The sequence below is a fragment of the Streptomyces sp. SirexAA-E genome (genome assembly GCF_000177195.2).
GTDB lineage: Bacteria > Actinomycetota > Actinomycetes > Streptomycetales > Streptomycetaceae > Streptomyces > Streptomyces flavovirens.
This window is the reverse complement of the sequence record NC_015953.1, coordinates 5,682,935-5,705,563: the sequence shown is the minus strand read 5'-3', so window position 1 is coordinate 5,705,563 and position 22,629 is coordinate 5,682,935. Positions and strand designations below refer to the sequence as shown.

General features: G+C 72.8%; 21 protein-coding genes and 1 riboswitch. Of the genes, 6 read left to right on the top strand and 15 right to left on the bottom strand.

Annotated elements, in window-relative coordinates; genetic code table 11:
• Nucleotides 1-4 precede the first annotated feature (4 nt).
• The 7 genes from SACTE_RS25380 to SACTE_RS25350 all read right to left on the bottom strand — a co-directional run bounded on the left by SACTE_RS25380 (nucleotide 5) and on the right by SACTE_RS25350 (nucleotide 5,739).
• The gene (locus SACTE_RS25380) at nucleotides 5-412 is read right to left on the bottom strand and encodes a cell division protein SepF (protein WP_014048873.1); all 408 of its coding nucleotides are present in this window, start codon (nucleotides 410-412) and stop codon (nucleotides 5-7) included.
• A 148-nt stretch (nucleotides 413-560) separates the two neighbouring features.
• Nucleotides 561-1,811, bottom strand: coding sequence for a cytochrome P450 (locus SACTE_RS25375; protein ID WP_014048872.1), 1,251 nt, complete (start codon nucleotides 1,809-1,811; stop codon nucleotides 561-563).
• On the bottom strand, nucleotides 1,808-2,422 hold the full coding sequence (locus SACTE_RS25370; protein ID WP_014048871.1) for an ATP/GTP-binding protein: 615 nt from the start codon (nucleotides 2,420-2,422) through the stop codon (nucleotides 1,808-1,810). The genes SACTE_RS25375 and SACTE_RS25370 overlap by 4 nt, the downstream gene beginning before the upstream one ends.
• On the bottom strand, nucleotides 2,400-2,753 hold the full coding sequence (locus SACTE_RS25365) for a DUF742 domain-containing protein (RefSeq protein WP_014048870.1): 354 nt from the start codon (nucleotides 2,751-2,753) through the stop codon (nucleotides 2,400-2,402). The genes SACTE_RS25370 and SACTE_RS25365 overlap by 23 nt, the downstream gene beginning before the upstream one ends.
• The gene (locus SACTE_RS25360; protein ID WP_014048869.1) at nucleotides 2,750-3,172 is read right to left on the bottom strand and encodes a roadblock/LC7 domain-containing protein; all 423 of its coding nucleotides are present in this window, start codon (nucleotides 3,170-3,172) and stop codon (nucleotides 2,750-2,752) included. The genes SACTE_RS25365 and SACTE_RS25360 overlap by 4 nt, the downstream gene beginning before the upstream one ends.
• The gene (locus SACTE_RS25355; RefSeq protein ID WP_014048868.1) at nucleotides 3,169-4,659 is read right to left on the bottom strand and encodes an ATP-binding protein; all 1,491 of its coding nucleotides are present in this window, start codon (nucleotides 4,657-4,659) and stop codon (nucleotides 3,169-3,171) included. The genes SACTE_RS25360 and SACTE_RS25355 overlap by 4 nt, the downstream gene beginning before the upstream one ends.
• Before the next feature lie 81 nt (nucleotides 4,660-4,740).
• Nucleotides 4,741-5,739 (bottom strand): MBL fold metallo-hydrolase, encoded by a 999-nt coding sequence (locus SACTE_RS25350; RefSeq protein WP_019993321.1) that lies wholly within the window; start codon nucleotides 5,737-5,739, stop codon nucleotides 4,741-4,743.
• A gap of 397 nt (nucleotides 5,740-6,136) precedes the next feature.
• On the opposite strand from SACTE_RS25350, the gene SACTE_RS25345 reads away from it, so the two are divergent.
• Nucleotides 6,137-7,024 (top strand): sugar isomerase, encoded by an 888-nt coding sequence (locus tag SACTE_RS25345; RefSeq protein ID WP_014048866.1) that lies wholly within the window; start codon nucleotides 6,137-6,139, stop codon nucleotides 7,022-7,024.
• 259 nt (nucleotides 7,025-7,283) lie between these two features.
• Here SACTE_RS25345 and SACTE_RS25340 read toward each other — a convergent pair whose 3' ends face one another.
• Nucleotides 7,284-7,862 carry a hypothetical protein gene (locus SACTE_RS25340; RefSeq protein ID WP_019993320.1) on the bottom strand — a complete coding sequence of 193 codons (579 nt, stop codon included), beginning with the start codon at nucleotides 7,860-7,862 and terminating at the stop codon, nucleotides 7,284-7,286.
• Between the two features lie 337 nt (nucleotides 7,863-8,199).
• Nucleotides 8,200-9,078, bottom strand: a complete 879-nt coding sequence (locus SACTE_RS25335; protein WP_014048864.1) for a LysM peptidoglycan-binding domain-containing protein — start codon at nucleotides 9,076-9,078, stop codon at nucleotides 8,200-8,202.
• Nucleotides 9,079-9,082: 4 nt separating this feature from the next.
• Nucleotides 9,083-9,268, bottom strand: a riboswitch (cyclic di-AMP (ydaO/yuaA leader).
• Nucleotides 9,269-9,625: 357 nt separating this feature from the next.
• Between SACTE_RS25335 and SACTE_RS25330 the strand changes: the two genes are divergently transcribed.
• Complete coding sequence (locus SACTE_RS25330; RefSeq protein ID WP_014048863.1) at nucleotides 9,626-9,868, top strand: hypothetical protein; 243 nt, start codon at nucleotides 9,626-9,628, stop codon at nucleotides 9,866-9,868.
• Nucleotides 9,869-9,900: 32 nt separating this feature from the next.
• Here SACTE_RS25330 and SACTE_RS25325 read toward each other — a convergent pair whose 3' ends face one another.
• On the bottom strand, nucleotides 9,901-10,353 hold the full coding sequence (locus SACTE_RS25325) for an NAD(P)H-dependent oxidoreductase (protein ID WP_014048862.1): 453 nt from the start codon (nucleotides 10,351-10,353) through the stop codon (nucleotides 9,901-9,903).
• A 128-nt stretch (nucleotides 10,354-10,481) separates the two neighbouring features.
• Between SACTE_RS25325 and SACTE_RS25320 the strand changes: the two genes are divergently transcribed.
• Together SACTE_RS25320 and SACTE_RS25315 are read left to right on the top strand one after the other, a co-directional pair.
• The gene (locus SACTE_RS25320; protein WP_050986377.1) at nucleotides 10,482-10,907 is read left to right on the top strand and encodes a hypothetical protein; all 426 of its coding nucleotides are present in this window, start codon (nucleotides 10,482-10,484) and stop codon (nucleotides 10,905-10,907) included.
• A 184-nt stretch (nucleotides 10,908-11,091) separates the two neighbouring features.
• A complete protein-coding gene (locus tag SACTE_RS25315) occupies nucleotides 11,092-14,466 on the top strand; it encodes a pyruvate carboxylase (RefSeq protein WP_014048861.1) in 3,375 nt (1,124 codons plus the stop codon).
• A 15-nt stretch (nucleotides 14,467-14,481) separates the two neighbouring features.
• On the opposite strand, the gene SACTE_RS25310 is transcribed toward SACTE_RS25315, so the two are convergent.
• Entirely contained in the window at nucleotides 14,482-14,892 is a 411-nt protein-coding gene (locus SACTE_RS25310) for a hypothetical protein (protein ID WP_014048860.1), read from the bottom strand.
• Between the two features lie 46 nt (nucleotides 14,893-14,938).
• Entirely contained in the window at nucleotides 14,939-16,705 is a 1,767-nt protein-coding gene (gene ctaD, locus SACTE_RS25305; protein WP_014048859.1) for a cytochrome c oxidase subunit I, read from the bottom strand.
• 585 nt (nucleotides 16,706-17,290) lie between these two features.
• Here ctaD and SACTE_RS25300 point away from each other — a divergent pair.
• Nucleotides 17,291-18,964, top strand: coding sequence for a GAF domain-containing protein (locus SACTE_RS25300; RefSeq protein ID WP_014048858.1), 1,674 nt, complete (start codon nucleotides 17,291-17,293; stop codon nucleotides 18,962-18,964).
• Between the two features lie 14 nt (nucleotides 18,965-18,978).
• Here the strand turns inward: SACTE_RS25300 and SACTE_RS25295 are convergent, their stop codons facing one another.
• Entirely contained in the window at nucleotides 18,979-19,722 is a 744-nt protein-coding gene (locus tag SACTE_RS25295) for a response regulator transcription factor (protein ID WP_014048857.1), read from the bottom strand.
• Nucleotides 19,723-20,063: 341 nt separating this feature from the next.
• On the opposite strand from SACTE_RS25295, the gene SACTE_RS25290 reads away from it, so the two are divergent.
• Nucleotides 20,064-21,392, top strand: coding sequence for a globin domain-containing protein (locus SACTE_RS25290; protein WP_014048856.1), 1,329 nt, complete (start codon nucleotides 20,064-20,066; stop codon nucleotides 21,390-21,392).
• On the opposite strand, the gene SACTE_RS25285 is transcribed toward SACTE_RS25290, so the two are convergent.
• Both SACTE_RS25285 and SACTE_RS25280 read right to left on the bottom strand, forming a co-directional pair.
• A complete protein-coding gene (locus SACTE_RS25285; RefSeq protein WP_014048855.1) occupies nucleotides 21,343-21,993 on the bottom strand; it encodes a vitamin K epoxide reductase family protein in 651 nt (216 codons plus the stop codon). The two genes, SACTE_RS25290 and SACTE_RS25285, sit on opposite strands and share 50 nt — an antisense overlap.
• Complete coding sequence (locus SACTE_RS25280; protein WP_026359132.1) at nucleotides 21,990-22,469, bottom strand: hypothetical protein; 480 nt, start codon at nucleotides 22,467-22,469, stop codon at nucleotides 21,990-21,992. The genes SACTE_RS25285 and SACTE_RS25280 overlap by 4 nt, the downstream gene beginning before the upstream one ends.
• Nucleotides 22,470-22,629: the final 160 nt, after the last annotated feature.

Below are 22,629 nucleotides of genomic sequence, written 5' to 3'. Positions count from 1 at the left end.
CTTCCTACGATTGAGGTACGCCCGCCGCGGTGACCCCCTCGACCTCCATGCCCACCGGCGCCAGCAGGAAGACGTTGCGGTCGACTCGGTGCATCCCGCTGCCGAGCCCGAAGACCACACCGCTGCTGAAGTCCAGGATCCGCTTGGCCACATCGCTCTCGGCGCCCGTCAGGTCGAGCAGCACCGGGATCTGCGCCACCAGGTACTCGGCGACCTCGCGGGCGTCCGCGAACACCTGCACCCTCAACACGACCATCCGCCGCTGCTCGGCCGCCTCCTGGCGGTCCGGGACCGTGCGGTGGTCCACTCTGGACGGCCACTCGTTGCGGCCCCGGAGCGGTACGACCTGGGCGAGCCCTTCCCACTGTTCGTCGGTGGCGTCGTACCTGTCGTACCTGTCGTACCTGCTCACAGAACCACCCCGTCCGTATGCCGGTTGGCTGTGCGCCGGCTGCGCTCGCTGTTCATCGGGCAATTCTCTCGTCCCTCACCCGTTCGGCGTACCACCGACACGGGCCTGAACGGGATCGGCGCCTTCCTGTCCGGCACCGGCGGGGGCCTCAGGGGTGGGTGTCGAGCGGGGTGAACCGCACCGGGAGGTGCGCCGGGGCGCGGTGGAAGGGACCCGGGCGCCAGATCAGTTCGGAGGGGTCGACGGCCAGTTCGAGGTCGCAGAGCTGGCTGGTGATCTGTTCGATCGCGGTCATCGCCATCAGCAGGGCGGGCTGCTTGGCGGGGCACCGGTGCGGCCCGGCCGACCAGGCCAGGTGCGCCCCGTCGCCGGAACGGACGGCGGGGTCCGACACGGCGGGCAGGGACTGGGTGTTGGCGGCGGCGAAGGAGACCAGGACGAGCTGGCCGGCGCGCAGCGGGACCCCGTGGAACTCGGTGTCGTGCCGTGGGTAGTGCGCGCCCATGTTGGCCAGCGGCGGGTCCCGCCACAGCACCTCGTCGATGGCCTCACGTGCCGTCATGGCTCCGCCGTGCAGGGAGCCGCCGTAGCCGGTGTCGCTGAGCATGCGCAGCAGGGCGTTGCCGATCAGGTTGGTCGTCGGGTCGTGGCCCGCGCTGATGATGAGGGTGATCTGGCGTACGGCCTCGTCGTCGTCCAGGCCCGCCGGGTGCGCCAGCAGGTAGGTGGTGAGGTCCCGGCCGGGCCGGACCCGGCGCTCGGCGACGAGGCCGGCGACCACGGCGACGAGGTCGGCGTAGGCGGCGGCCGCGTTCGCGGCGGAGTCCATCATGCCCGCGACGCCGTGCAGCAGCCGTTCGCTGTCCCGCGGGGCGACCCCGAAGCAGGCGCTGAAGACGCGCAGGGGCAGCAGGCGGGCGTACTGGGCGATGAGGTCGCCCGTGCCGGTGGCGGAGAACGTGGCGATGAACTGCTGTGCGGCCTGGGCGGCGTACGCCCTCAGCAGGTGGGGTTCGAGCAGGGCGAGGGTGTCGTTGACGGCCTCGCGGTAGCGCGTGTGGACCGCTCCGTCGGAGAAGAGGGCAGTCGGCCGGTAGCCGAGCACCGGCAGGACCGGTGAGTCCTCGGGTATCCCCGCCTGCCAGGCGCGCGGGTCCTTGGAGAAGGTGTCGGTGTCGCGCAGCAGATCGACGGCCGCCTGGTAGTCGGTGACCAGCAGGGCGTCGACACCGGGGGCGATCCTGACCCGTCCGAGCGGCCCCTGGGCGCGGAGTCTGCGGTAGTGGCCGTGCGGGTCGGCGGCGAAGTCGGGCCCGTAGAGCGCGGGCGGCTCGTACGGCGAGGGCACCGTGCCGGAGGTGGGGGGAGAGGCCGGGGCACCGGGTGCGGGCGGGGTCATGAGGCTTCCTGGGGCGCGGGGAGTCGGGTCAGCGCGTGCTCGGCGAGGGCGATCAGGGCGTCGATGCTGCCGCGCCGTTCGCGGGCGTCGCACTGCACCAGCGGGGTGGCCGGGTCGAGGTCGAGGTGCTTGCGCAGGACCTCGTCCGGGTGGGCGGGCGCGTCGGGGAAGCGGTTGACGGCGACGGCGTAGGGCAGGCCCTGTTCCTCCACCATGTCCATGACGGCGAAGGAGTCCTCCAGCCGCCGGGTGTCGACCATGACCAGGGCGCCGAGCGCGCCCCGCGCGATGTCCTCCCAGAGGGGCAGGAAGCGCTCCTGGCCGGGCGTGCCGAACATGTAGAGCACCAGGTCGTCCTGGACGGTGAGCCTCCCGAAGTCGACGGCGACCGTCGTCGTGGTCTTCTCGGGCAGCCCGGCGGTGTCGTCGAGTCCCTCCCCGGCCTGCGTCATCGCCTCCTCGGTGTGCAGGGTCTCGATCTCCGAGAGGGTGCGGATCAGGGTCGTCTTGCCCACGCCGAAGGGACCCGTGACGACGAGTTTCATCAGGGTCTCGGCGGCACTCGGCAGGTAGCCGATGCCGCCCCGGTCAGTGGAGGGAACGGAGTCCAACGAGCAGCCTCTCGACGAGCGACCGGTCGATCTCACCGGCACGGGGTATCGGTGGCCGGGCGCGCAGGTGTCCGGAGGCCACGAGGTCCGTGGCCAGGAAGACGGTGGCGCTGACCGGCAGTTCCAGGTGGGCGGCGCACTCGACGACAGTGAGGGCTCCCGGGTCGAGGAGTCCGCACAGCCGGCGCTGTTCCGTGCCGGCGCCCGGCGGCAGCTCCGCGTCCGTGCGGAGAAGCACGGCGAGCCGGTCGAGCGCGGGGCCGGAGGGGGTGGAGCGTCCCCCGGTGACCAGGTAGGCGGGAATCAGGCGGCGGCCTGGGCCTGGGGTCATGGCCGGGCGGCAGCGTCCGGTCGGCGGGTGGGTGCGTGCATCGCCCGGGTGAGCGCGGTGACCTGCACCTGCATCTGGTAGGCGATGTTGCCCAGGTGGGCGTCCGGGGCGGCGAACAGGGCCAGGGTGGTGTTCCGGCCCGCGGGTACGACGACGGCGAAGCCCAGCTCGGATTCCACGACGGTCTGCGCAAGACGCGGTGCCTCCACGTCGGTGAAGGCGGTGGTGAAGGCGCGGGCGGCCGCGTGCAGCGTGGCGGTCATCGCGGCGACGCGTTCGGCCGAGGCGCGCTCCAGGCCGGGCGACGCGCCCTCGACGAGTCCGTCGCCGGTGGCGACCACCGCGTGCTGCACACCCGGGAGTTCCAGCAGCGGGGTCAGCACCCAGGCGAGATCACCGGTGGTGGGGGTGGCGCTCACGTCTCGTCGTCTCCTTGGTCGTCCGATGGGGATGCTGAGGGAGCGCTCGCGCTCCTGCCGCTGAGAGTGCCCTGCTGGAGGGCGGCCCAGGAGGCACCGGCCTGTTCGGGCGTACGGAGATCCGGCTCCACGCCCGTCTCCCGGGTCCTGGCGGCCGTACCGCCGTCGGGTGCGGTGGCCCGGCGGGCCCGTCGGCGCCGGCTGGGCAGGGCGGGCGTCCCGGCCTCCGGGACACCCGGGCCGGTGGAGTCGCGGGCAGCGGTGGCGGGGTCCGTGCCGGTGGTGGGGTCCGTGCCGGTGGTGGCCACAGGCTCCGCAGATCCGGGGGCCAAGGACCCGGGGGCCAAGGAATCGGGGGCCAGGGAATCGGGGGCCGCGGAGTCGGCCGCCGGGCCCGTGTCGGTGGCTCCGCCCCCCGGGGCGTCCGGGTGCGCGGGCACCGGCGCCGGGGCGAGCACGGACAGGGTCCGGTCGTCGTCCATCACCGTCAGCAGATGGGCCGGGATGCGCAGCATCGCCCGCATGCCCCCGTACGGCGACGGCTCGATGTGGCAGCTGAAGCCGTACCTGGCCACCAGCCGCCCGACCACCGCGAAACCGGTCTGCGGCGGGTCGCCGAGCTCGGTCAGCAGCACTTCGGACGGCCCGGCCAGCAGCGCCCGGGCCCGCTTCAGCGCGTCGTCGTCCATGCCGATCCCGGCGTCGTCGACCAGGACCAGCGCTCCGCGTCCCGCGGCCTGCTGGACCGTCACCGGCACCTCGGTGTCCGGGTGGGAGTACGCCGTGGCGTTGGCCAGCAGCTCCGCGAGCGCGATCGCCAGGGGCTCGGCGGCGCGGGCGACCAGGGCCAGCCGCTCCTGGCGCAGGTGGTTGGCGACCTTGATCCGCTCGTACCCGCCGACCCGTGACTGGGCGCCCAGCACGATCTCGACGAGCGAGGAGTTCTGCCGGGCGAGCCCCGGCCAGGCGTCGCAGAGCACGGCGGTGGCCTGGGTGCGGCGCAGGGCGAGCTCGTTGCGGAAGTCGAGTTGCAGCACGCGCGGATCGTCGTACTCGTGCTGGAGCTCCTGGAGCAGGTGCTGGGACTGGTTGAGCAGCGACTGGATCTTGGCGGAGGTGCCGCGCATGGCCGCTCGGGCGGCCGCGTCGACGCGGCGGCGTTCTTCGAGGATCGCCGTGCGCGCGGCCTGGACCGCGTCGGTCAGCAGGCGCGCGGCGTCGCCCTCGACGCCGGCCGCCTCCCGCAGCCCGGGGACGGGTGCGGCCCGGTGGGACAGGGCGGTGGCCGCGGCCGGTATCCGCTTCTCGGCGAGCTGGCGTATCTCCTCGGTCAGGGCGAGGGTGCGGGCTTCGGCCGCCCGTGCCTGGCGGTCCGCCAGTTCGGCGCGGGCCGAAGCCGCGTAGGCGTCACGTCCGGCCTGGTAGGCCCGTACGGCGTGCCAGATCGCCGTGCCGACGGCGGCCAGTGCCACGATCCAGGGAAGCACGGCGTCACCACGCCCCCGTCGTCGGACGGGGTCCACGCGCCGGGAGGGAGCCGCGCGACCGGCGCCCTCTCCGGTCGGCCGTCACTCGGCGCCGCCACCGGTCATGACCGGCTCCGCCTCGTGCGCGACGGCCGCCACCTGGGACATCACCTGGAGGACGCCGGGCATGTCGGTGCCGCCGTCCAGGTGCCGGTACTCGGTGCCGACCGTCACCACCAGCCGCTCGGGCAGCCCGAGCGCCGGGTAGCGGCCTTCGGCGATCACCCTGCGGGCGGCCTCGAGCGGGGGCACCCCGGCCGCGTGCAGGGCGTGGGCGCGCTCGCGTACGTAGGAGAGGTAGCCGATGTGCTCGTGCACCCCGGCCCGGTCGAGCACCGGCCCGTGACCGGGCACGATCACCTCCGCGCCGGTGGCGAGCACCCGCTCGCACGCGGCGATCACGTTGCTCAGGGGCCCGGCCCAGTGCACCGGGTGGTCGCCCGGCTGGGCCGGGCTGGAGGAGAAGATGACGTCACCGCTGAACACCGCGCGCTGGGCGGGCAGATGGACGATCAGGTCGCCGCCGGTGTGCGCGGGCGGCAGGGCGGTGATCTCGACGGCGTACGCGCCGAGGGTCAGTTCGAGCTCTCCAGTGAAGTACGTCGTGGGCTGCACGGGTTCGGTGGACGACCAGTCGAAGACGCCGAAGTGGCGGCCGAGGTAGGCGCCGAGCGGTGTGGCCGGATCGCTCTGGGTCACCAGCGCGTGCTGCTGCTGCGGGGTGGGGTCGTAGTGGATGTGCTCCCTGGCTTCCCGGGTCGCGATGATCTCCGCGTCCGGGAGCACGCCGGCGCCCCAGAAGTGGTCGCCGTTGGCGTGGGTGACGACGATGCGGTCGACGGTCGCCCCGTCGGGCAGCCGCTTCTCGCTCTCGACGAGGAACTGGCCCGCGAGCACGGGGTCGTACGGGGTGTCGATCCAGAGCCCCCCGCGCGGCGAGACGAGCAGACCGCAGTTGGCCAGCCCCCAGCCGCGTTTCGGCGGCAGCCAGGCGTACAAGCCCGTGCCGAGGTCAACGACGTCCCCACCCGTGATCGACATGCGCCGATTATGCCGACTCGGAACCGGCCGCACGTTCGAACTCGGCCATCCCTCGCGTCCGATGACGCAAAAACGCCCCTCCCCGCAGAGATCAGCCACCCACGGACCGCTCTCGCGCACCAGCCGTCCCCGCATCACACGTGTATTTTCCTCTGCTTTGTCAGGGATTGACCAGGGGGCATGCCGGTCGGTCCGGTGCCCACCCGCCCGTTAGCAGAGGAATCGGATCGAGCCGACCGACCCCGGAGTATGACCGAAAAGAGCCCTTGGCGTCGGCATCCTCCTGTCCGCCTGGTGCTTGTTCTTGCTCGTTTAACCCCTGTAGCATGCAAAATTGAACAACCTGGCGACTATTTCACCCATGCGTGCGGCAGCAGCGGAAGCGGAGTGCAGAGACATGTCCCATGTCGAGACCGAGACAGCCGATCAGCCGGCGTGCTGGCGACGTGCCGCGCAGGTCGCAGTCGACCGGGCGGCGGCCCTGCCCGCCCCCGGCGAACGCGTCGCCATCGTCGGATGCGGCACGTCCTACTACATGGCCCAGGCCTACGCGGCGCTCCGGGAGGGCTCCGGTCAGGGCGAGTCGGACGCCTTCGCCGCTTCGGAGTTCCCCTCCGGCCGTACGTACGACCGCGTGGTCGCCCTGACCCGCTCGGGGACCACGACCGAGGTGCTCGAACTGCTGACCCGTCTGCGCGGCGGCACGCGCACGGTGGCGGTGACCGCCGATCCGAACACGCCGGTACCGAAGGTGGCGGACGACGTGGTGCTGCTCGACTTCGCCGACGAACGGTCCGTCGTGCAGACGCGGTTCGCCACCACCGCCCTCACCCTCTTCCGCGCCCATCTCGGGCTGCACAGCGACGCGGTGGTGCGGGACGCGGAGACCGCGCTGGCCGAACCGCTTCCCGAAGGACTGCTGGAGTGCACCCAGTTCAGCTTCCTGGGGCGCGGCTGGACGGTGGGCATCGCCAACGAGGCGGCGCTCAAGATGAAGGAGGCGTCGCTCTCCTGGACCGAGTCGTACCCGGCGATGGAGTACCGCCACGGCCCCATCAGCATCGCGACGGCCGGGACGGCGACGTGGATGTTCGGAGCGGCACCGGAGGGTCTGCCGGAGCAGGTACGGGAGACGGGCGCCCGCTGGGTGGAGAGCGACCTGGACCCGCTGGCCGAGCTGGTCAGGGTCCAGCGGCTGGCGATCGCCCGGGCGGCGGCCCAGGACCTCGACCCCGACCTCCCGAGGCACCTGACCCGCTCGGTGGTCCTCGACCCCCAGGCCTGAGCCGGACCCGCGGCCGGGACCGGCGGGACCGCCGGAACCGCCGGAACCGCCCCGGCGGCAGGAGCGGGGGCCCGGAGTGGCCGGGCACCCCCGGGCGTGCTCATGGGGCGAGCAGGCCTCGCACGGGCACGGGGGGGCGCACAGCGGCGCCGAGGCACGCCGGTCCGCCGCACGGTCCGGGCGGAGCGTGCGGTGCCGGGTGACCGGCGGATCCGGGAGCGGGCCGGGACTCCGGCCCCGGCCGCTCCGGTCCTGTGTGTCAGGCCTCCTCGAAGTAGGCGTCCAGCGCCGCGTCGAGGTCCGCCGTCCACTCCTTGAGCCGCCCCCTGGCCGGAGCCTCGACCTCGGCGTTGAACCACCGGCGGCTCGACAGGTGCACCGTGACGGTGAACCGGCGTCCGAAGCGCGGGGTCTTGACCTCGACTGCGCCGATCTCCGACCAGTCGAACTCGGCCTCCTGGTCGTCCAGCTGGAAGCGGACACCCTCACGGTTCACCCGGATGGACCCGCGCCGGTCGCTGACCTCGAAGACGGGGCCGTCCTCCTGAACGGACGCCTCGCCCGCCTCGTCCGGCTCCGCGTCCGCGACCGCCTCGGGGTCCCGGTCCGGCGCCTCTCCGGCCTCCTCCGTACCGGTGGAGGCCGCCGCCTCGTCCGCGCCGACGACGTCCTCCACCGGCGCGTCGGCCGTCTCGGGCGCCTCCTCGGACTCCTCCGGCGCCTTCTTCGCCGCTTCCTCCGTCCGCACCGGGGCAGGGGCCGTCAGGCCGGGGATGAACGCCGGGTCGGTCCCCGCGGCGAACTCGGGCTTGGTGTTTGAATCTATGCGCTGCTCCACGGCGGGCAGTATGGACGACGAACCTGTACGTGACCAGTCGCCCCGCTCCCGGGTGCGTGTCCGGAGCATGGGGCACCGAGGACCGGCACGGTGGCGGCCACCGGCTCGGACGGGAAGGCCGGCGTACGTCCCGCACCGGGCGGAGTACGGATGCGGCGGCCCGGGACCGGGTGCCGCCTCGCCGCTCTCCCTGATCCCGTCTCACCAGCCGGGCGCCCCCGGCCCGTCCGCGCCCCGGGCCACGCTGCGGCGACGGCGAACGGCCGGTGGCCGGTGCGGGTTCGGACGAACCCGCACCGGCCACCGGCCGTGTGTTCCACCCTCAGGCGGTCGTGACTCAGTAGGCCCCGAAGACGTTGTCGATCGAGCCGTAGCGGTCGGCGGCGTAGTTGCACGCGGCCGTGATGTTGGCGACCGGGTCGTAGCTGTCCATCGACGTGCCGGGCACGTGGTAGGCCTGGAAGGTCGGGTCGATGACCTGCAGGAGGCCCTTGGACGGGACGCCGTTGATCGCGTTGATGTCCCAGTTGTTGATGGCCAGCGGGTTGCCGGCCGACTCGCGGATGATGTTGCGGTGGATGCCCTCGTAGGTGCCGGGGATGCCGTGCTCGGCCATGACCGCCAGCGACTCCTTGATCCAGCCGTCCAGGTCGTTGGTGTACGCGACCGGCTCGGCGGCCGGCGCGGCCTCCACCTCGGCGGCGGGCGTGCCCTGCGCGACGACGTCGTTGCCCGTGCGCTCCGAACGGTCGGCGCGATCGGCGCTCTCCGTGCGGACCGTGGAATCCGAGGTCTTGGAAGTGGCCTTGTCCGCCGCCTCGTTCCCGGCCTCGGCACCCTTGTGCGCCTTGGCTCCGATGGTCAGCCGCAGGCCCGGGTGAATGATGTCGGGATTGCCGCCGACGGCCTTTCGGTTGTCCTTGTAGAGCTCCTGCCAGCCACCGCTCACGGAATGGTCGCGGGCGATCTTGGCAAGCGAATCACCCAAGATCACGGAATAGGTGGCGGACTTCGAGTCCTTTCCGGCAATTTCCTTGCCGGACACGGCAGTCGAGGCCGCCGCCTTTTCGACCGCGGTCGGCTGCGCCGGTGCGGCGAAGGCGCCGGTCGCACCGATCACAGGAAGGGCCAGTGCGGCTCCGCCCGTGCTCACGGCGATGATGCCGCGGGTCAGCGAGCTGCGCCTGGAACGACGGTGGTGAGTCTTTGCGGGCATGCTGAATTCCTCTCCGTCGCCTACGAAGTGAGCTGTCGGGTTCGGGCTGGAGATGCCCGGCCGCAGAAGACTGCGACTTCACCCCGAGCCGCTCCGGATACCGGATCGGCACTTACCTGGGTCCCCCGCTCCTGCCGTACGAGATGTGGTCGGGTTCCCGGACGGCGGCAGGATTCGGCGTTCCGTCCGGAGTGAGGGTGACCGTAGGCGAGAAATGCCGAAAGGAACAAGCTCCGAATTCTTGATCGCAATTCATTCGCATGATCAATTCATAGGAATTCGTGTTACCGAGCCCACACCGGCCCGCCAACTTTCCCGGCACAGCAGGGAACCGGCGAGCCCGCCCCGGCGTCCGGCGCGCCCGGCGTGACCCTGGTCACGGCGTCCGTTACGGGCGTTTTGCCCCACCACACAGGTGATCCGGACGCACGTCGCGCGACCTCCCGAAAGAATGGATTAATTACACTTAATCCAATAAATCGGGCATATGGCTCACCAGTGGACCGTGTGGGGCATAGCTCGGACTCTCCGGTGGAACCGGTCTCGCATGACCGACACCCCGAGCCCCCGCCTCTACCGTCCGCGGGTCACCGTCCTTCCCGTCCAGCCCGGGGACCCGCCCTTCCGGATCGTGGAGATCGACGGAGAGGTCGTCGGGACGGCGATCGCGATGACGGATGTGGTGGTCGCGGCGGCGGAGGCCGGTATCAGGATCGACGACCTCGACGACCCGGACGAGGTCCGTTGGGTGGGCGGCGGCAAGCTCACCTGGAAGCCGCGCGGCGACTGAAGGTCCTCGGGCGGACCAGGGGGGAGCGGGCCTCAGGCCATGAGGCCCGCGGCGACCGTCGCCCCCAGCTCCCAGCACGCCTCGACGTCGGCCCTGCCCGGTTCACCGGTCACCGTCACGGCGTCCGCGGCGCGTCGCCACCCCAGGCCGGTCGTGACGGACTCCAGGGCGCGCACCGCGCCGGTGACGTCGTTGCCGCCGTGCACCCAGTAGCCGAAGGGACGGCCCTGGGTCGCGTCCAGGCACGGGTAGTACACCTGGTCGAAGAAGTGTTTGAGGGCGCCGGACATGTAGCCGAGGTTGGCCGGGGTGCCGAGCAGGTAGCCGTCGGCGTCGAGCACGTCCGACGCCGTCGCCGCGAGGGCCGCGCGCCGTACGACCCGGACGCCCTCGATCTCGTCGGTGGTGGCGCCGGACACCACGGCTTCGAACAGCGTCCGGCAGTTGGGCGACGGGGTGTGGTGAACGATCAGCAGGGTGGCCACGCCTGAGACCCTGCCGCCCCCGCCCGTCCCTCCGCAAGCCCGGCGGGGCCCGGCGTGGCGCCACCGCCCGCGGCCGTTCCCCCGGCACCGGGCGGGGCCGTACACGCGTCGCGCACCATCCCCTGACGGTGACCGAGGCGCTGCGTGCGCGCCGGGCACACGCGTACGGCTCCGGGGATCCCGTCCTCGGCATCCTGGAGAGGGAGGGCGAGGTCCGCGCGACCTGCTTCCGCACCCCGCCCCGCCGTCCGAACCTCACCCCCTCGCCCCGGACGAGGCCGACGCCCTCGCGGCCCGTCCGGCCCGCCCTCGGCCTGCCCGCCCCGGGCGTCGGCGCGGACCGCGACACCGCCGAGGCCTTCGCCGGCGCCTGGCGGCGGCACACCGGGGCGACGCCGACGCCGCACGAGCGACAGCGGCTCTACCGCCTGGGCAGGCTCACGCCGCCTGTGCGCAAGGACCTCGCCGCAGGTGCGGGGCCGCCCCACAGGACGGGCGCTCAGGGCGGCGGGATCCGGCCACCGGACGGCCCTGAGGCGCTGTCCGGCACGTGACGCAGGCCATCCTCCGTACACACGATCCACGGGGAGGTCTCCGGTACGGTGTCGAACGCTCCGGCCCGGAAGGCCCGGAGCGCGTCATCACCACCACGTGACCATCGCGGATGCCGGCACACGCGTCCCGTGCGACGTCGCTCGTCCTGTAGACCGCGCGCCTGTGACACGACTGGGGAGTCTGATGTTCGAGAAGGTATTGGTCGCCAACCGGGGAGAGATCGCGATCCGCGCCTTCCGCGCGGCGTTCGAGCTCGGTGTCTCGACGGTGGCCGTGTACCCGCACGAGGACCGCAACTCCCTCCATCGCGCCAAGGCCGACGAGGCCTACCGGATCGGGGAGCCGGGGCATCCGGTGCGGGCCTACCTCTCCGTCGACGAGGTGATCAAGGCCGCCCGGAAGGCGGGGGCCGACGCCGTCTACCCGGGATACGGCTTCATGTCGGAGAACCCGGAGCTCGCCGCCGCCTGCTCCCGGGCCGGCATCACCTTCGTCGGCCCACCCGCGTCGGTGCTGAACCTGACGGGGAACAAGGCGCGGGCGGTCGCGGCCGCGCGGGAGGCCGGCGTCCCTGTGCTGAAGTCCTCGGAACCCTCCGACGACGTCGACACGCTCGTCGCCGCATCCGAGGACATCGGCTTCCCGGTCTTCGTCAAGGCCGTCGCCGGTGGCGGAGGACGCGGTATGCGCCGGGTCGCCGAGGCGGCCCAGCTGCGCGAGGCGATCGACGCGGCGATGCGGGAGGCGCGCTCCGCGTTCGGTGACGCGACGGTCTTCCTGGAGCAGGCGGTGATCAACCCGCGCCACATCGAGGTGCAGATCCTCGCCGACGCCGAGGGCGGCGTCGTCCACCTCTACGAGCGCGACTGCTCGGTGCAGCGACGCCACCAGAAGGTCGTGGAGATCGCGCCCGCCCCGAACCTCGACCCGGAGCTGCGGGAGCGGATCTGCGCCGACGCCGTCGCCTTCGCGCGCCACATCGACTACGTGAACGCGGGCACCGTCGAATTCCTCGTCGACGAGCGCGGCAACCACGTCTTCATCGAGATGAACCCGCGCATCCAGGTCGAGCACACCGTGACCGAACAGGTCACCGGCCGCGACCTCGTGATCGCGCAGCTGCGCATCGCGGCCGGCCGGACCCTGCCGGAACTGCGCCTCGCGCAGGAGGACATCACGCTCAACGGCACGGCCCTGCAGTGCCGGATCACCACCGAGGACCCGGCCAACGGCTTCCGGCCGGACACCGGCACCATCTCCGCCTACCGCTCGCCCGGCGGGCCGGGGGTCCGGCTGGACGGCGGCACGGTCCACACCGGCGCCGAGGTCTCCGCGCACTTCGACTCGATGCTGGTCAAGCTCACCTGTCACGGGCACGACTTCGACAACGCGGCCCGCCGGGCACGCCGGGCCATCGCGGAGTTCCGCATCCGCGGGGTGGCCACCAACCTGCCCTTCCTGGGCGCGGTGCTGAACCAGCCCGACTTCCGGGCGGGGCACATCACGACGAGCTTCATCGACGAGCACCCGGAGCTGATCCGGGCCCGCCCGTCGGCCGACCGCGGCAGCCGCATCCTCAGCTATCTCGCCGAGACCACGGTGAACCGGCCCTACGGTCCGCGGCCCGCCGTCATCGACCCCGCCGACAAGCTGCCCGCCGTGCCGCCCGGCACCCCGCCGCCCGGCTCGCGACAGCGGCTCGCGGCCCTGGGACCGGAGGCCTTCGCCGCCGAACTGCGTGCGCAGTCGGCCGTCGCCGTCACCGACACGACGTTCCGCGACGCCCACCAGTCCCTGCTGGCGACCCGGGTGCGGACCCGTGACCTGCTGGCCGTAGCCCCGCTCGTCGCGCAGACCGTCCCGCAGCTGCTGAGCGTCGAGTGCTGGGGAGGCGCCACCTACGACGTGGCGCTGCGCTTCCTGGCCGAGGACCCGTGGGAGCGGCTGGCCGCGCTGCGGGAGGCGGTGCCCAACATCTGTACCCAGATGCTGCTGCGCGGCCGCAACACGGTCGGCTACACGCCCTACCCCACCGAGGTCACCGAGGCGTTCGTCGCCGAGGCGGCGGCCACCGGGATGGACATCTTCCGGATCTTCGACGCGCTCAACGACGTGTCCCAGATGCGGCCGGCGATCGACGCCGTGCGCGCCACCGGTACCGCGGTCGCCGAGGTCGCCCTCTGCTACACGGCCGACCTCTCCGACCCCGCCGAGTCCCTCTACACGCTGGACTACTACCTGCGGCTCGCCGAGCAGATCGTGGAGGCGGGCGCCCATGTGCTCGCCGTCAAGGACATGGCCGGGCTGCTGCGGCCGCCCGCCGCCCGCACCCTCGTCACCGCGCTGCGCGAACGGTTCGACCTGCCGGTCCACCTGCACACCCACGACACCGCGGGCGGGCAGCTCGCCACGCTGATCGCGGCCGTCGACGCGGGGGTGGACGCGGTCGACGCGGCGGTCGCCTCGATGGCCGGCACCACCAGCCAGCCGCCGTTGTCGGCGCTGGTCGCGGCCACGGACCACACGGAGCGCGCGACCGGTCTCTCGCTCCAGGCCGTCGGTGACCTGGAGCCGTACTGGGAGGCGACCCGCAAGGTCTACGCGCCCTTCGAGTCGGGGCTCGCCTCACCCACCGGCCGGATCTACCACCACGAGATCCCCGGCGGGCAGCTGTCCAACCTGCGCCAGCAGGCCATCGCCCTCGGCCTGGGCGACCGCTTCGAGCTCATCGAGGACTGCTACGCCGCCGCCGACCGGATGCTCGGCCGCCTGGTGAAGGTGACCCCGTCGTCGAAGGTCGTCGGCGACCTGGCACTGCACCTGGTGGGCGCCGGGGTCGACGCGGCCGACTTCGAGGCCGACCCGGGATCGTTCGACGTACCGGACTCGGTGATCGGCTTCCTGCGCGGCGAGCTGGGCGACCCGCCCGGCGGCTGGCCCGAGCCGTTCCGTACCCGCGCGCTCCAGGGCCGCCCGGAGAAGGCGGGGGCGCCTCGGCTGACGGACGAGGACCGGGAGGGCCTGGCGCGGTCGCCGCGCGAGACGCTGAACCGGCTGCTCTTCCCCGGCCCCACCAAGGAGTTCACGGCCCACCGGGAGGCGTACGGGGACACCTCCGTCCTGCCGACGCGGGACTTCCTGTACGGGCTGGAGACGGAGACCGAGCACACGGTCACGCTGGAGCCCGGCGTGACCCTGCTCATCGAGCTGGAGGCCATCTCGGAGGCCGACGAGCGCGGGTACCGCAGTGTCCTGGCCACGCTCAACGGGCAGTTGCGCCCGGTGTCGGTACGGGACACGTCCGTGGCCACGGACGTCAAGGCGGCCGAGAAGGCGGACCGGGACGACGAGGGCCACGTCGCGGCGCCGTTCGCCGGGGTCGTCACGTTGCAGGTGGAGGAGGGGGCTTCGGTGACGTCCGGCCAGACGGTCGCCACGATCGAGGCGATGAAGATGGAGGCGTCGATCACCGCCCAGGCGACGGGGACGGTACGGCGTCTGGCGATCGGCAGGATCCAGCAGGTCGAAGCGGGTGACCTGCTGATCGAGATCGGCTGACCCGCACGGGGCGGCTCAGTGGTCGCGTTCGGCGGGATCGGCCGGCGCACGGTTGCGGGCCGGCTTCGGACGCGGCCCGCGGACGCGGTGCGGGGACGGGCCCCGGCCGGGGGCGAGGGCCGCCGTGAAGGCGGCCGTCTCGCGTCGCTCCCGGACCCGCCGCAGCCGCCCCACGACGCCCAGGCTTCCCACGGCGGCGGCTCCCGTGGCCGCCACCACCGCGACCGCGGTGAGCGGGACCGGTGTCAGCAGGAGCAGCGCCGCGAGGGCGGCGGACCCCCATCCGGTCAGTACGCCGGCGGCCGCCGCCCGCCGGGAGCGCGGGCGGTCCTGCCCCGCCCGGAGATCGACGTAGGCGGGCAGGTACCAGACGTTGCCCGCCAGACAGACGGCGGTGACTCCCAGTGCCATGACACCGTGGGACATCGGACGGCACTCTCCTCTCCTGGGTGCGGCTGTACGGGGACGCGGGTCAGTGCGGGGCGGCGGGGCCGAGCTCGGCGTGGTCGAGTGCCGCGATCTCCGGGTGGTGCAGGTCGAAGGCCGGGGACTCGCTGCGGATGCGGGGGAGCGAGGTGAAGTTGTGCCGGGGCGGCGGGCACGACGTGGCCCACTCCAGTGAACGGCCGTAGCCCCAGGGGTCGTCGACGTCCACCTTCTTGCCGTACTGGGAGGTCTTCCAGACGTTGTAGAAGAACGGCAGGAAGGACAGCCCCAGCAGGAACGACCCGATGGTGGACACGGTGTTGAGCGCGGTGAAGCCGTCGGCGGCGAGGTAGTCGGCGTACCGGCGGGGCATGCCCTCGGCGCCGAGCCAGTGCTGCACGAGGAAGGTGAGGTGGAAGCCGGCGGTCAGCACCCAGAAGGTGATCTTGCCGAGGCGTTCGTCGAGCATCTTCCCGGTGAACTTGGGCCACCAGAAGTGGAATCCGGCGAACATCGCGTACACGACGGTGCCGAAGAGCGTGTAGTGGAAGTGGGCGACCACGAAGTAGGAGTCGGAGACGTGGAAGTCCAGCGGCGGTGACGCCAGGATCACCCCGGTCAGGCCGCCGAAGAGGAAGGTGACCAGGAATCCGGTGGCCCACAGCATCGGCGTCTCGAAGGACAGCGAGCCCTTCCACATGGTGCCGATCCAGTTGAAGAACTTCACTCCGGTCGGCACGGCGATGAGGAAGGTCATGAAGGCGAAGAACGGCAGCAGCACACCGCCGGTGACGTACATGTGGTGGGCCCAGACGGTGACGGACAGTCCGGCGATGGACATCGTGGCGGCGATCAGTCCGACGTAGCCGAACATCGGCTTCCGGGAGAAGACCGGCACGATCTCGGAGACGATGCCGAAGAAGGGCAGCGCCAGGACGTACACCTCGGGATGGCCGAAGAACCAGAAGAGGTGCTGCCACAGCAGCGCGCCCCCGTTGGCGGGGTCGAAGACGTGCGAGCCGAACTTGCGGTCCATCTCCAGCGCGAACAGCGCCGCGGCGAGGACCGGGAAGACGAGCAGGATGAGCAGCGCGGTCAGCAGCACGTTCCAGGTGAAGATCGGCATGCGGAACATGGTCATTCCGGGGGCGCGCATGCAGATGATCGTGGTGATGAAGTTGACCGCGCCGAGGATGGACCCGAAACCGGACAGTGCCACCCCCATGATCCACATGTCGGCGCCGACGCCCGGGGAATGGGTGGCGTCGGACAGCGGGGCGTAGGCGAACCAGCCGAAGTCGGCGGCGCCCTGCGGGGTGAGGAAGCCTGCCGCGGCGATCAGGGAGCCGAAGAGGAACAGCCAGTAGGCCAGCATGTTCAGGCGCGGGAAGGCCACGTCCGGCGCGCCGATCTGGAGCGGCATCAGCCAGTTGGCGAATCCGGTGAACAGCGGCATAGCGAACAGCAGCAGCATGATCGAGCCGTGCATCGTGAACGCCTGGTTGAACTGCTCGTTGGAGATGATCTGCGTTCCGGGGCGGGCGAGTTCGGCGCGCATGACCAGCGCCATCACACCGCCGATCAGGAAGAAGGCGAAGGCGGTGACGAGGTAGAGGCTGCCGATCTGCTTGTGGTCGGTCGTGGTGAGCCACGAGACGACGAGGCGCCCCCGTGAGTTCCGTGCCACCCGGTCGCGCGGCGCGGGTGCCGCCGTGCCGGGCCCGGTGGGCGCGGGCCCCGGGAGCGGGCCGTCGGGGGGCTTGGGGCCTTGTGCGGGAGCGGCCTTGCTGCCCTGCGATTCCGTTGCGTCCACCGGACCGTGTCCTCCAGCTCGTGCGGTTCTCCGAGCACACCCCGGGCCCGCCCGCCCGGGGCGGGACGGCGCGACAGGGTGCGGCCGGGAAGGTCCGCGATCACGCGGGGGACGGAGCCGACCTTCCCGGCCGCACCATGCTGCTCGCGCGCCGCATCGCTCCCCAGGGGCCGAGGGGGACCGGCCTGCGGGGCCGAGGGACACCTGCGCCAGGGGCCGGGGGGCACCCTGGGACAGGGCCGACCGGCCCTGGTGCGAGGTGGGCGCGGGATGCGGCCGCGCGTACGGGCCCACCGGACGCCGAGGCCTTCGGGCCCCTGGGTTCCGCGTCGGCGGCTGCCGTAAACTGGCCGCCCGTGGACCGTTCCCGGCCCTGCGGTGAGCCGGTGGACGACGACCCGGCCACGGCACACGGACCCAGAGAGCGGCGCCCCGATGACAGACGCAGCATGCCCGGTGCCCCACTCCCCCGGCACCTCCTCCCCGCGGCCGCCGGCCCCTTCGTGCCCGGTCACGGGTCATGGCTCGGGTCCCGCCGCGGGCCCCGGTCCCGGCAGCTGGCCGCAGCCCAGCCGGCCGGACCGGATGCGCGGTCTGCTGGACGCCGTGATGAGCCTGGGACGCGGGCTGGAACTGCCCGAGGTGCTGCGGGGCATCGTGGAGGCCGCGGTGACCCTGACCGACGCGGAGTACGGGGCGCTCGGCATCGTCGGCGACGGGCAGACGCTGCTGGAGTTCCTGACCGTCGGCATGTCGGACGAGCTGACCGCGCGGATCGGGCAGACGCCCTGCGGGCGCGGCATCCTCGGCGAGCTCATCCACCACCCGGAACCGCTGCGGCTGACCGATCTGAGCAGCCATCCGCACAGCTTCGGCTTCCCGCCCCACCACCCCCCGATGCACAGCTTCCTGGGCGTCCCGGTGCGGGTGCGTGACGAGGTGTTCGGCAATCTGTACCTCACCGAGAAGCGGGGCGGACGAGGCTTCGACGCGGACGACGAGGCGTTGCTGACCACCCTGTCGATCGCCGCGGGGGTCGCCATCGACAACGCCCGGATGTACGAGGAGAGCCGCCGCCGGGAACAGCGGCTGGAGGCGCTGGGCGAGATCACCCGCGCGCTGCTCTCCGGGACGGACGCCGACGAGGTGCTGCACCTGGTCGCGGAGCGGGCGATGGAGGTCGCGGGTGCCGACCGCGCCGCCGTCCTGCTGCCGCCGTCGCTGCCGGGCGCGCCCGCCCCGCAGGAGGGCTGCCAGGACCCTGCGGCCTTCGACGCCCGCCTCACCGTGGCCGTGGCCCACGGCCGGGACGCCGAGCGGGTGCGGGGGCTGTCCGTCCCGGCGCACGGGTCGCTGGCCGGGCTCGCGGCTCGTACCGGGACGCCGGTGCACTGCGCCGATGTGCGGACCGATCCCCGGGCGCATCTGTTCGGCGACGGCGCCGAGAAGGGCCTCGGTCCGGTGGTGGCGGTACCGCTGCGGGTGGGGGCCGGGGCCATGGGCGCGCTGCGGATGGGGCGCCCGGTGGGGCGTCCGCCGTTCGACGACAGCGAGGTCGCGCTCGTCTCCGGCTTCGCCGACCAGGCGGCCATCGCCCTGGAACTGGCGCGCGGGCGGGCGGAGTCGGAGGAGCTGGCGGTCATGCACGACCGGGACCGGATCGCCCGCGACCTGCACGACCTGGCGATCCAGCGCCTGTTCGCGACCGGGATGACGCTCCAGAGCACCACCCGGGCCATCGCGGACCGCCCGGAGGCGGCCGAACGCGTCAGCCGCGCGGTCGACGACCTGGACACCACGATACGGATCGTCCGGTCCACCATCTTCGATCTGCGGACGACGGACGGGTCGGGCCGGGGCGGACTGCGGCACCGGATCGCGGAGACCGCCCGCGCGGCGGCCCGTGCCCTCGGTTTCCGGCCCTCCGTACGCATCGACGGGCCGGTGGACTCGGTGGTCCCGGACGAACTGGCGGAGCATGTGGTGGCGGTCGCCGCCGAGGCGGTCTCCAACGCCTCCCGGCACGCCCGCGCGAGCCGTATCGACATCGTGCTGTCCGCCGGGGACGCGGTGACCCTGACCGTCACGGACGACGGCATCGGGCTCGGCGGCCGTACGGCCGCGGACGGGCGCGGGGCGGAGCGCGGCGGTGGTCTGGCCAACATGCGCAAGCGGGCCGAGCTGTGCGACGGCACCCTGGCCGTCGAGCAGCCGGCCGGCGGGGGCACCCGGATCGTCTGGCGCGCCCCGCTCGACTGAGCCCGCCGGACCGGTCAGCGCCCCCGCGCCGGGGGCTGCCCCTGGCGTTCCCGGATGCGGCCGGCGAGCATCGCGGCCTGGATGCGGCGACCGACGCCCAGTTTGGCGAGGATCGCCGAGATGCGGTTCTTGACGGTCTTCTCGGCGAGGAAGAGACGCTCGGCGATCTCCCGGTTGGTGAGCCCCTCACCGATGAGGTCCAGGATCTGCCGTTCCCTGGGGGTGAGCCTGTCCAGCTCCGACGCCTCGGCGGCGGGCGGCTGCTGGGGCCCCCGCAGCCGCGCCATCACCCGGGCGGTCGTCCGCGGGTCCAGCATGGAGGTGCCGGACGCCACCGTGTGCACGGCGGCGACCAGGTCGGCCCCGTTGATCTGCTTCAGCACATAGCCCGCCGCCCCGGCCATGATGGCGTCGAACAGCGCCTCGTCGTCGTCGAACGACGTCAGCATCAGACAGGCCAGTCCGGGCATCCTGGCGCGCAGTTCGCGGCACACCTCGATGCCGGCGTGGTCCCCGCCCCGGTCGTCGCCGAGCCGTACGTCCAGGACGGCGACCTGTGGTGCGACGGCCGGTACGCGGGCCAGCGCCTCCCGGGCGTCACCGGCCTCGCCGACGACCTCGATGCCGCCGTCGGCCTCCAGCAGGTCGCGTACACCGCGCCGTACGACCTCGTGGTCGTCGAGGATGAAGACGCGCACCGGGGAGGCGGGCCGCGACGGGGGCGTGCTCGTCCGGGACTGGGCGGGATCGTCGTTCACACCATGCTCGATCGGTCGGGGTTCGGGGCGGACCCGAACCAGTATGTGGGGGCTCGGGCAGCGGTTCGCGGCGGGGTGTCACAGCACGGCGAACCGTTCCGCGAAAGGGGCCGAAAGGCCCTGTGACCAGGGCCGGTCAGCAGGAGGCACGCGGTGCCATACTGGCGCCGCCCGCAGGGTCCGGTCGCCACGGACACCCCTGTGCGGCCGAGCCCCGTCGCCCCTTCGTCCCCGGACGCCGGGTGCCGCGCGTGCGCTGCGAGGTACCGCGGCCGTCGCCGTACTCCCGCCCGGGGAGCCTCCCCCGCCCCCACCGTGCCGTCCCGAGGAGCCACCTGCTGATGAACACCCCGAGCGAGGACTATCACGCACTGCTCGCGCGGCACGACGCGATGCGGCTGCGGCGTCGCATCCTGACGCCGGAGGGCAGTTCCGGCGAGGCCGGGCGTCCCGCCGCGCCGCAGACGTACGACGGGACGGCCGACCAGCGGCTCGTCGAGGAGTACCTGCCGCTGGTGGGCCCCTTGGAGGAGCTGATCGCCGATCTGTACCAGGTGCTGTTCGACCGGCATCCGTATCTGCGGTCGCTGTTCCCCGAGTCGATGGCGTTCCAGCAGGCCCATCTGGCCGTCGCCTTCCGGTACCTGATCGGGAATCTGCACCGTACGGATGTGGTGGCCGAGCGTTTCACTCAGCTGGGGCGCGATCATCGGAAGCTCGGTGTGCGCCCGGCGCACTTCGCCGCGTTCGAGGGGGCGCTCGTCGAGGCATTGCGCGCCCGGGCCGGGGTCCGGTGGACCGGTCCGCTGGAGGACGCCTGGCTGCGGATGCTGCGACTGGCGGTCTCCTCCATGGTCCGGGGCGAGAACGACGCGATCGCCGAACTCTCCAGCTGGGAGGCGACGGTGACCGCGCACGAGCTGCGCACCCCCGACCTCGCGGTCCTGCGGGTACGGCCGCAGCAGCCCTACCCCTTCCGCGCCGGGCAGTACGCGTCCCTGGAGACGCCGCTGGTCGAGCAGGCGTGGCGTCCGTACTACCTGGCGCGGGCCCCGCACCGGGACGGCGAACTCGAGTTCCACGTACGGGCCCGGCGCGCCGGCGGGGTGAGCGAGGCGCTGGTGCGCGGGACGCGGGTGGGCGGCACCCTCCGGCTCGGCGCGCCCCGCGGCCTGCTGACGCTGCCCGGCGAGGCGGCGGACTGCGACGTTCTGCTGATCGCGTCCGGGACGGGCTGGGCCCCGATGAAGGCGCTGCTCCAGGAGATCGACACGGTGGCCTCGCCCCGCACCCGGGTGCGGCTGCTGCTGGAGGTCGGCGCCGGGGACGAACCGGGTGCGGGCATGTACGACACGGCGCATCTGGAGGCGTTCCGGCGCGGGCGGCCGTGGCTGACCGTCCTGCCGACGCACTCGGCGGTGCACGCCGCGGGAGGCGCGCTGCGCGTCCTGAACGGGGTGCTGCCGCCGCATCCGGGGGCATCCGTCCCTCCGCACGTCTTCCTGGCCCTGTGCCCCGAGGCGGCCGCGGCCGAGCCGGCGCGGACCGTCACGGCCGCTCTGGCGGCCGCCGGGGTGCCGGAGGACCGGGTCCATCAGGACGCCTCCGGGGTCGTGGCCGTCACAGAAGCGTCTGCCAGTACGACCAGAAGCGGGTCCCTATCAGCGTGAGGACCACCAGGCACCAGGTCATCGGCACCACGAGCGGGAACTCCAGCGCCGCCGCCACCAGGGCGCGCGGGGCCGGGAGCACCCCGTGGCGCAGGTTGTGCAGGGTGGTGTGCCAGAACGCGAGGACGGTGACCATCCACACGAGCACGCACCACAGGCACAGCGCGCCGATGTCGTACAGCGCCTGCGTCATCAGCCACACGCAGAAGACGGCGCCCGCGAGTGTGCCGGCGTTCAGGCCCAGCCAGTACCAGCGGCGGTAGCGCGCGCCCGCCAGCAGGCCCGCACCGGTCCCCAGCAGCACCGCGAAGGCGATGAGCCCGATGAGGGGATTGGGGAAGCCGAAGACCGACGCCTGCTCACTGCGCATCACGTCCGTGCAGGACAGCACCGGGTTCAGTGAGCAGGCGGGGACGAAGTCGGGGTCGCCGAGCAGTTCGAACTTGTCGACGGTGATCACGAAGGACGCCCACAGCCCGAGGGCCGCCGTGATCACGAGCAGCCACCCGAACCCGCGCCGCGCACCGACGCGTACGGGGGCTTCGGCGTCGTCGGCGCTCTTCACCGCGGCCGTCACCGGCCCGCGTTCCACCACCGTCATGCCCGCCCCCGTACACAGCCCTCGGGCCAGACGATCTCCACCCGGATCCCCCGGGTACGGGCGAAGGCGACCAGATGCGCGGTGGCGTCCCGGCCGTCGGAGTGCGAACCGTCCCATACGGCGAACACGGTCCGGCTCTCCTTGACCAGGAGCTCGTCGGCGCTGACGCAGGCGTCGCGGTCGGCCGGGTCGAAGGCCAGCAGCCGCACCTGCTCGGCCAGCACCAGCAGCTCGCCCGCGGCCCGCCGGTCCGGCTCGGGCAGTGCCGCGGGCACCACGCCCTGGGCCGGCAGCAGGACGGTCAGCTTCCGGCCGGCCTCCCGGGCGGCCCGCCCGAACACCACGGGCAGCCCCGCCCCGGCGCGTACGAGAGCGGCCGCGCCCTCCGCCGGACGTTCCAGCCGGGCTCTCAGCTCGGCCTCCACCAGTTCCAGGGTCGTGTCGCCAAGATCCCCGTGTCCGATGACCGCGATCACCGCGTTCCCCTCCCGCGCGTCCTCGCTCCGCCCGCCCGGGCGGAACGCGTCGCATGCCGCGGCCCCGGCCCCGGTGCCGCCGGTCGGACCGGGCCGCGGCATGCGATCCCCGAGTGAACCGGTGAACGCCCGGCCGGGCTAGGGCCGTTCGGCCCGGGGC

Excerpts from the sequence above, each read along its gene's own strand:
- SACTE_RS25375 (WP_014048872.1), bottom strand. The coding sequence starts at position 1,811 with ATGACCCCGCCCGCACCCGGTGCCCCGGCCTCTCCCCCCACCTCCGGC.
- SACTE_RS25365 (WP_014048870.1), bottom strand. The coding sequence starts at position 2,753 with ATGACCCCAGGCCCAGGCCGCCGCCTGATTCCCGCCTACCTGGTCACC.
- SACTE_RS25350 (WP_019993321.1), bottom strand. The coding sequence starts at position 5,739 with ATGTCGATCACGGGTGGGGACGTCGTTGACCTCGGCACGGGCTTGTAC.
- SACTE_RS25345 (WP_014048866.1), top strand. The coding sequence starts at position 6,137 with ATGTCCCATGTCGAGACCGAGACAGCCGATCAGCCGGCGTGCTGGCGA.
- SACTE_RS25335 (WP_014048864.1), bottom strand. The coding sequence starts at position 9,078 with ATGCCCGCAAAGACTCACCACCGTCGTTCCAGGCGCAGCTCGCTGACC.
- SACTE_RS25330 (WP_014048863.1), top strand. The coding sequence starts at position 9,626 with ATGACCGACACCCCGAGCCCCCGCCTCTACCGTCCGCGGGTCACCGTC.
- SACTE_RS25315 (WP_014048861.1), top strand. The coding sequence starts at position 11,092 with ATGTTCGAGAAGGTATTGGTCGCCAACCGGGGAGAGATCGCGATCCGC.
- SACTE_RS25310 (WP_014048860.1), bottom strand. The coding sequence starts at position 14,892 with ATGTCCCACGGTGTCATGGCACTGGGAGTCACCGCCGTCTGTCTGGCG.
- SACTE_RS25300 (WP_014048858.1), top strand. The coding sequence starts at position 17,291 with ATGCGCGGTCTGCTGGACGCCGTGATGAGCCTGGGACGCGGGCTGGAA.
- SACTE_RS25290 (WP_014048856.1), top strand. The coding sequence starts at position 20,064 with ATGAACACCCCGAGCGAGGACTATCACGCACTGCTCGCGCGGCACGAC.
- SACTE_RS25285 (WP_014048855.1), bottom strand. The coding sequence starts at position 21,993 with ATGACGGTGGTGGAACGCGGGCCGGTGACGGCCGCGGTGAAGAGCGCC.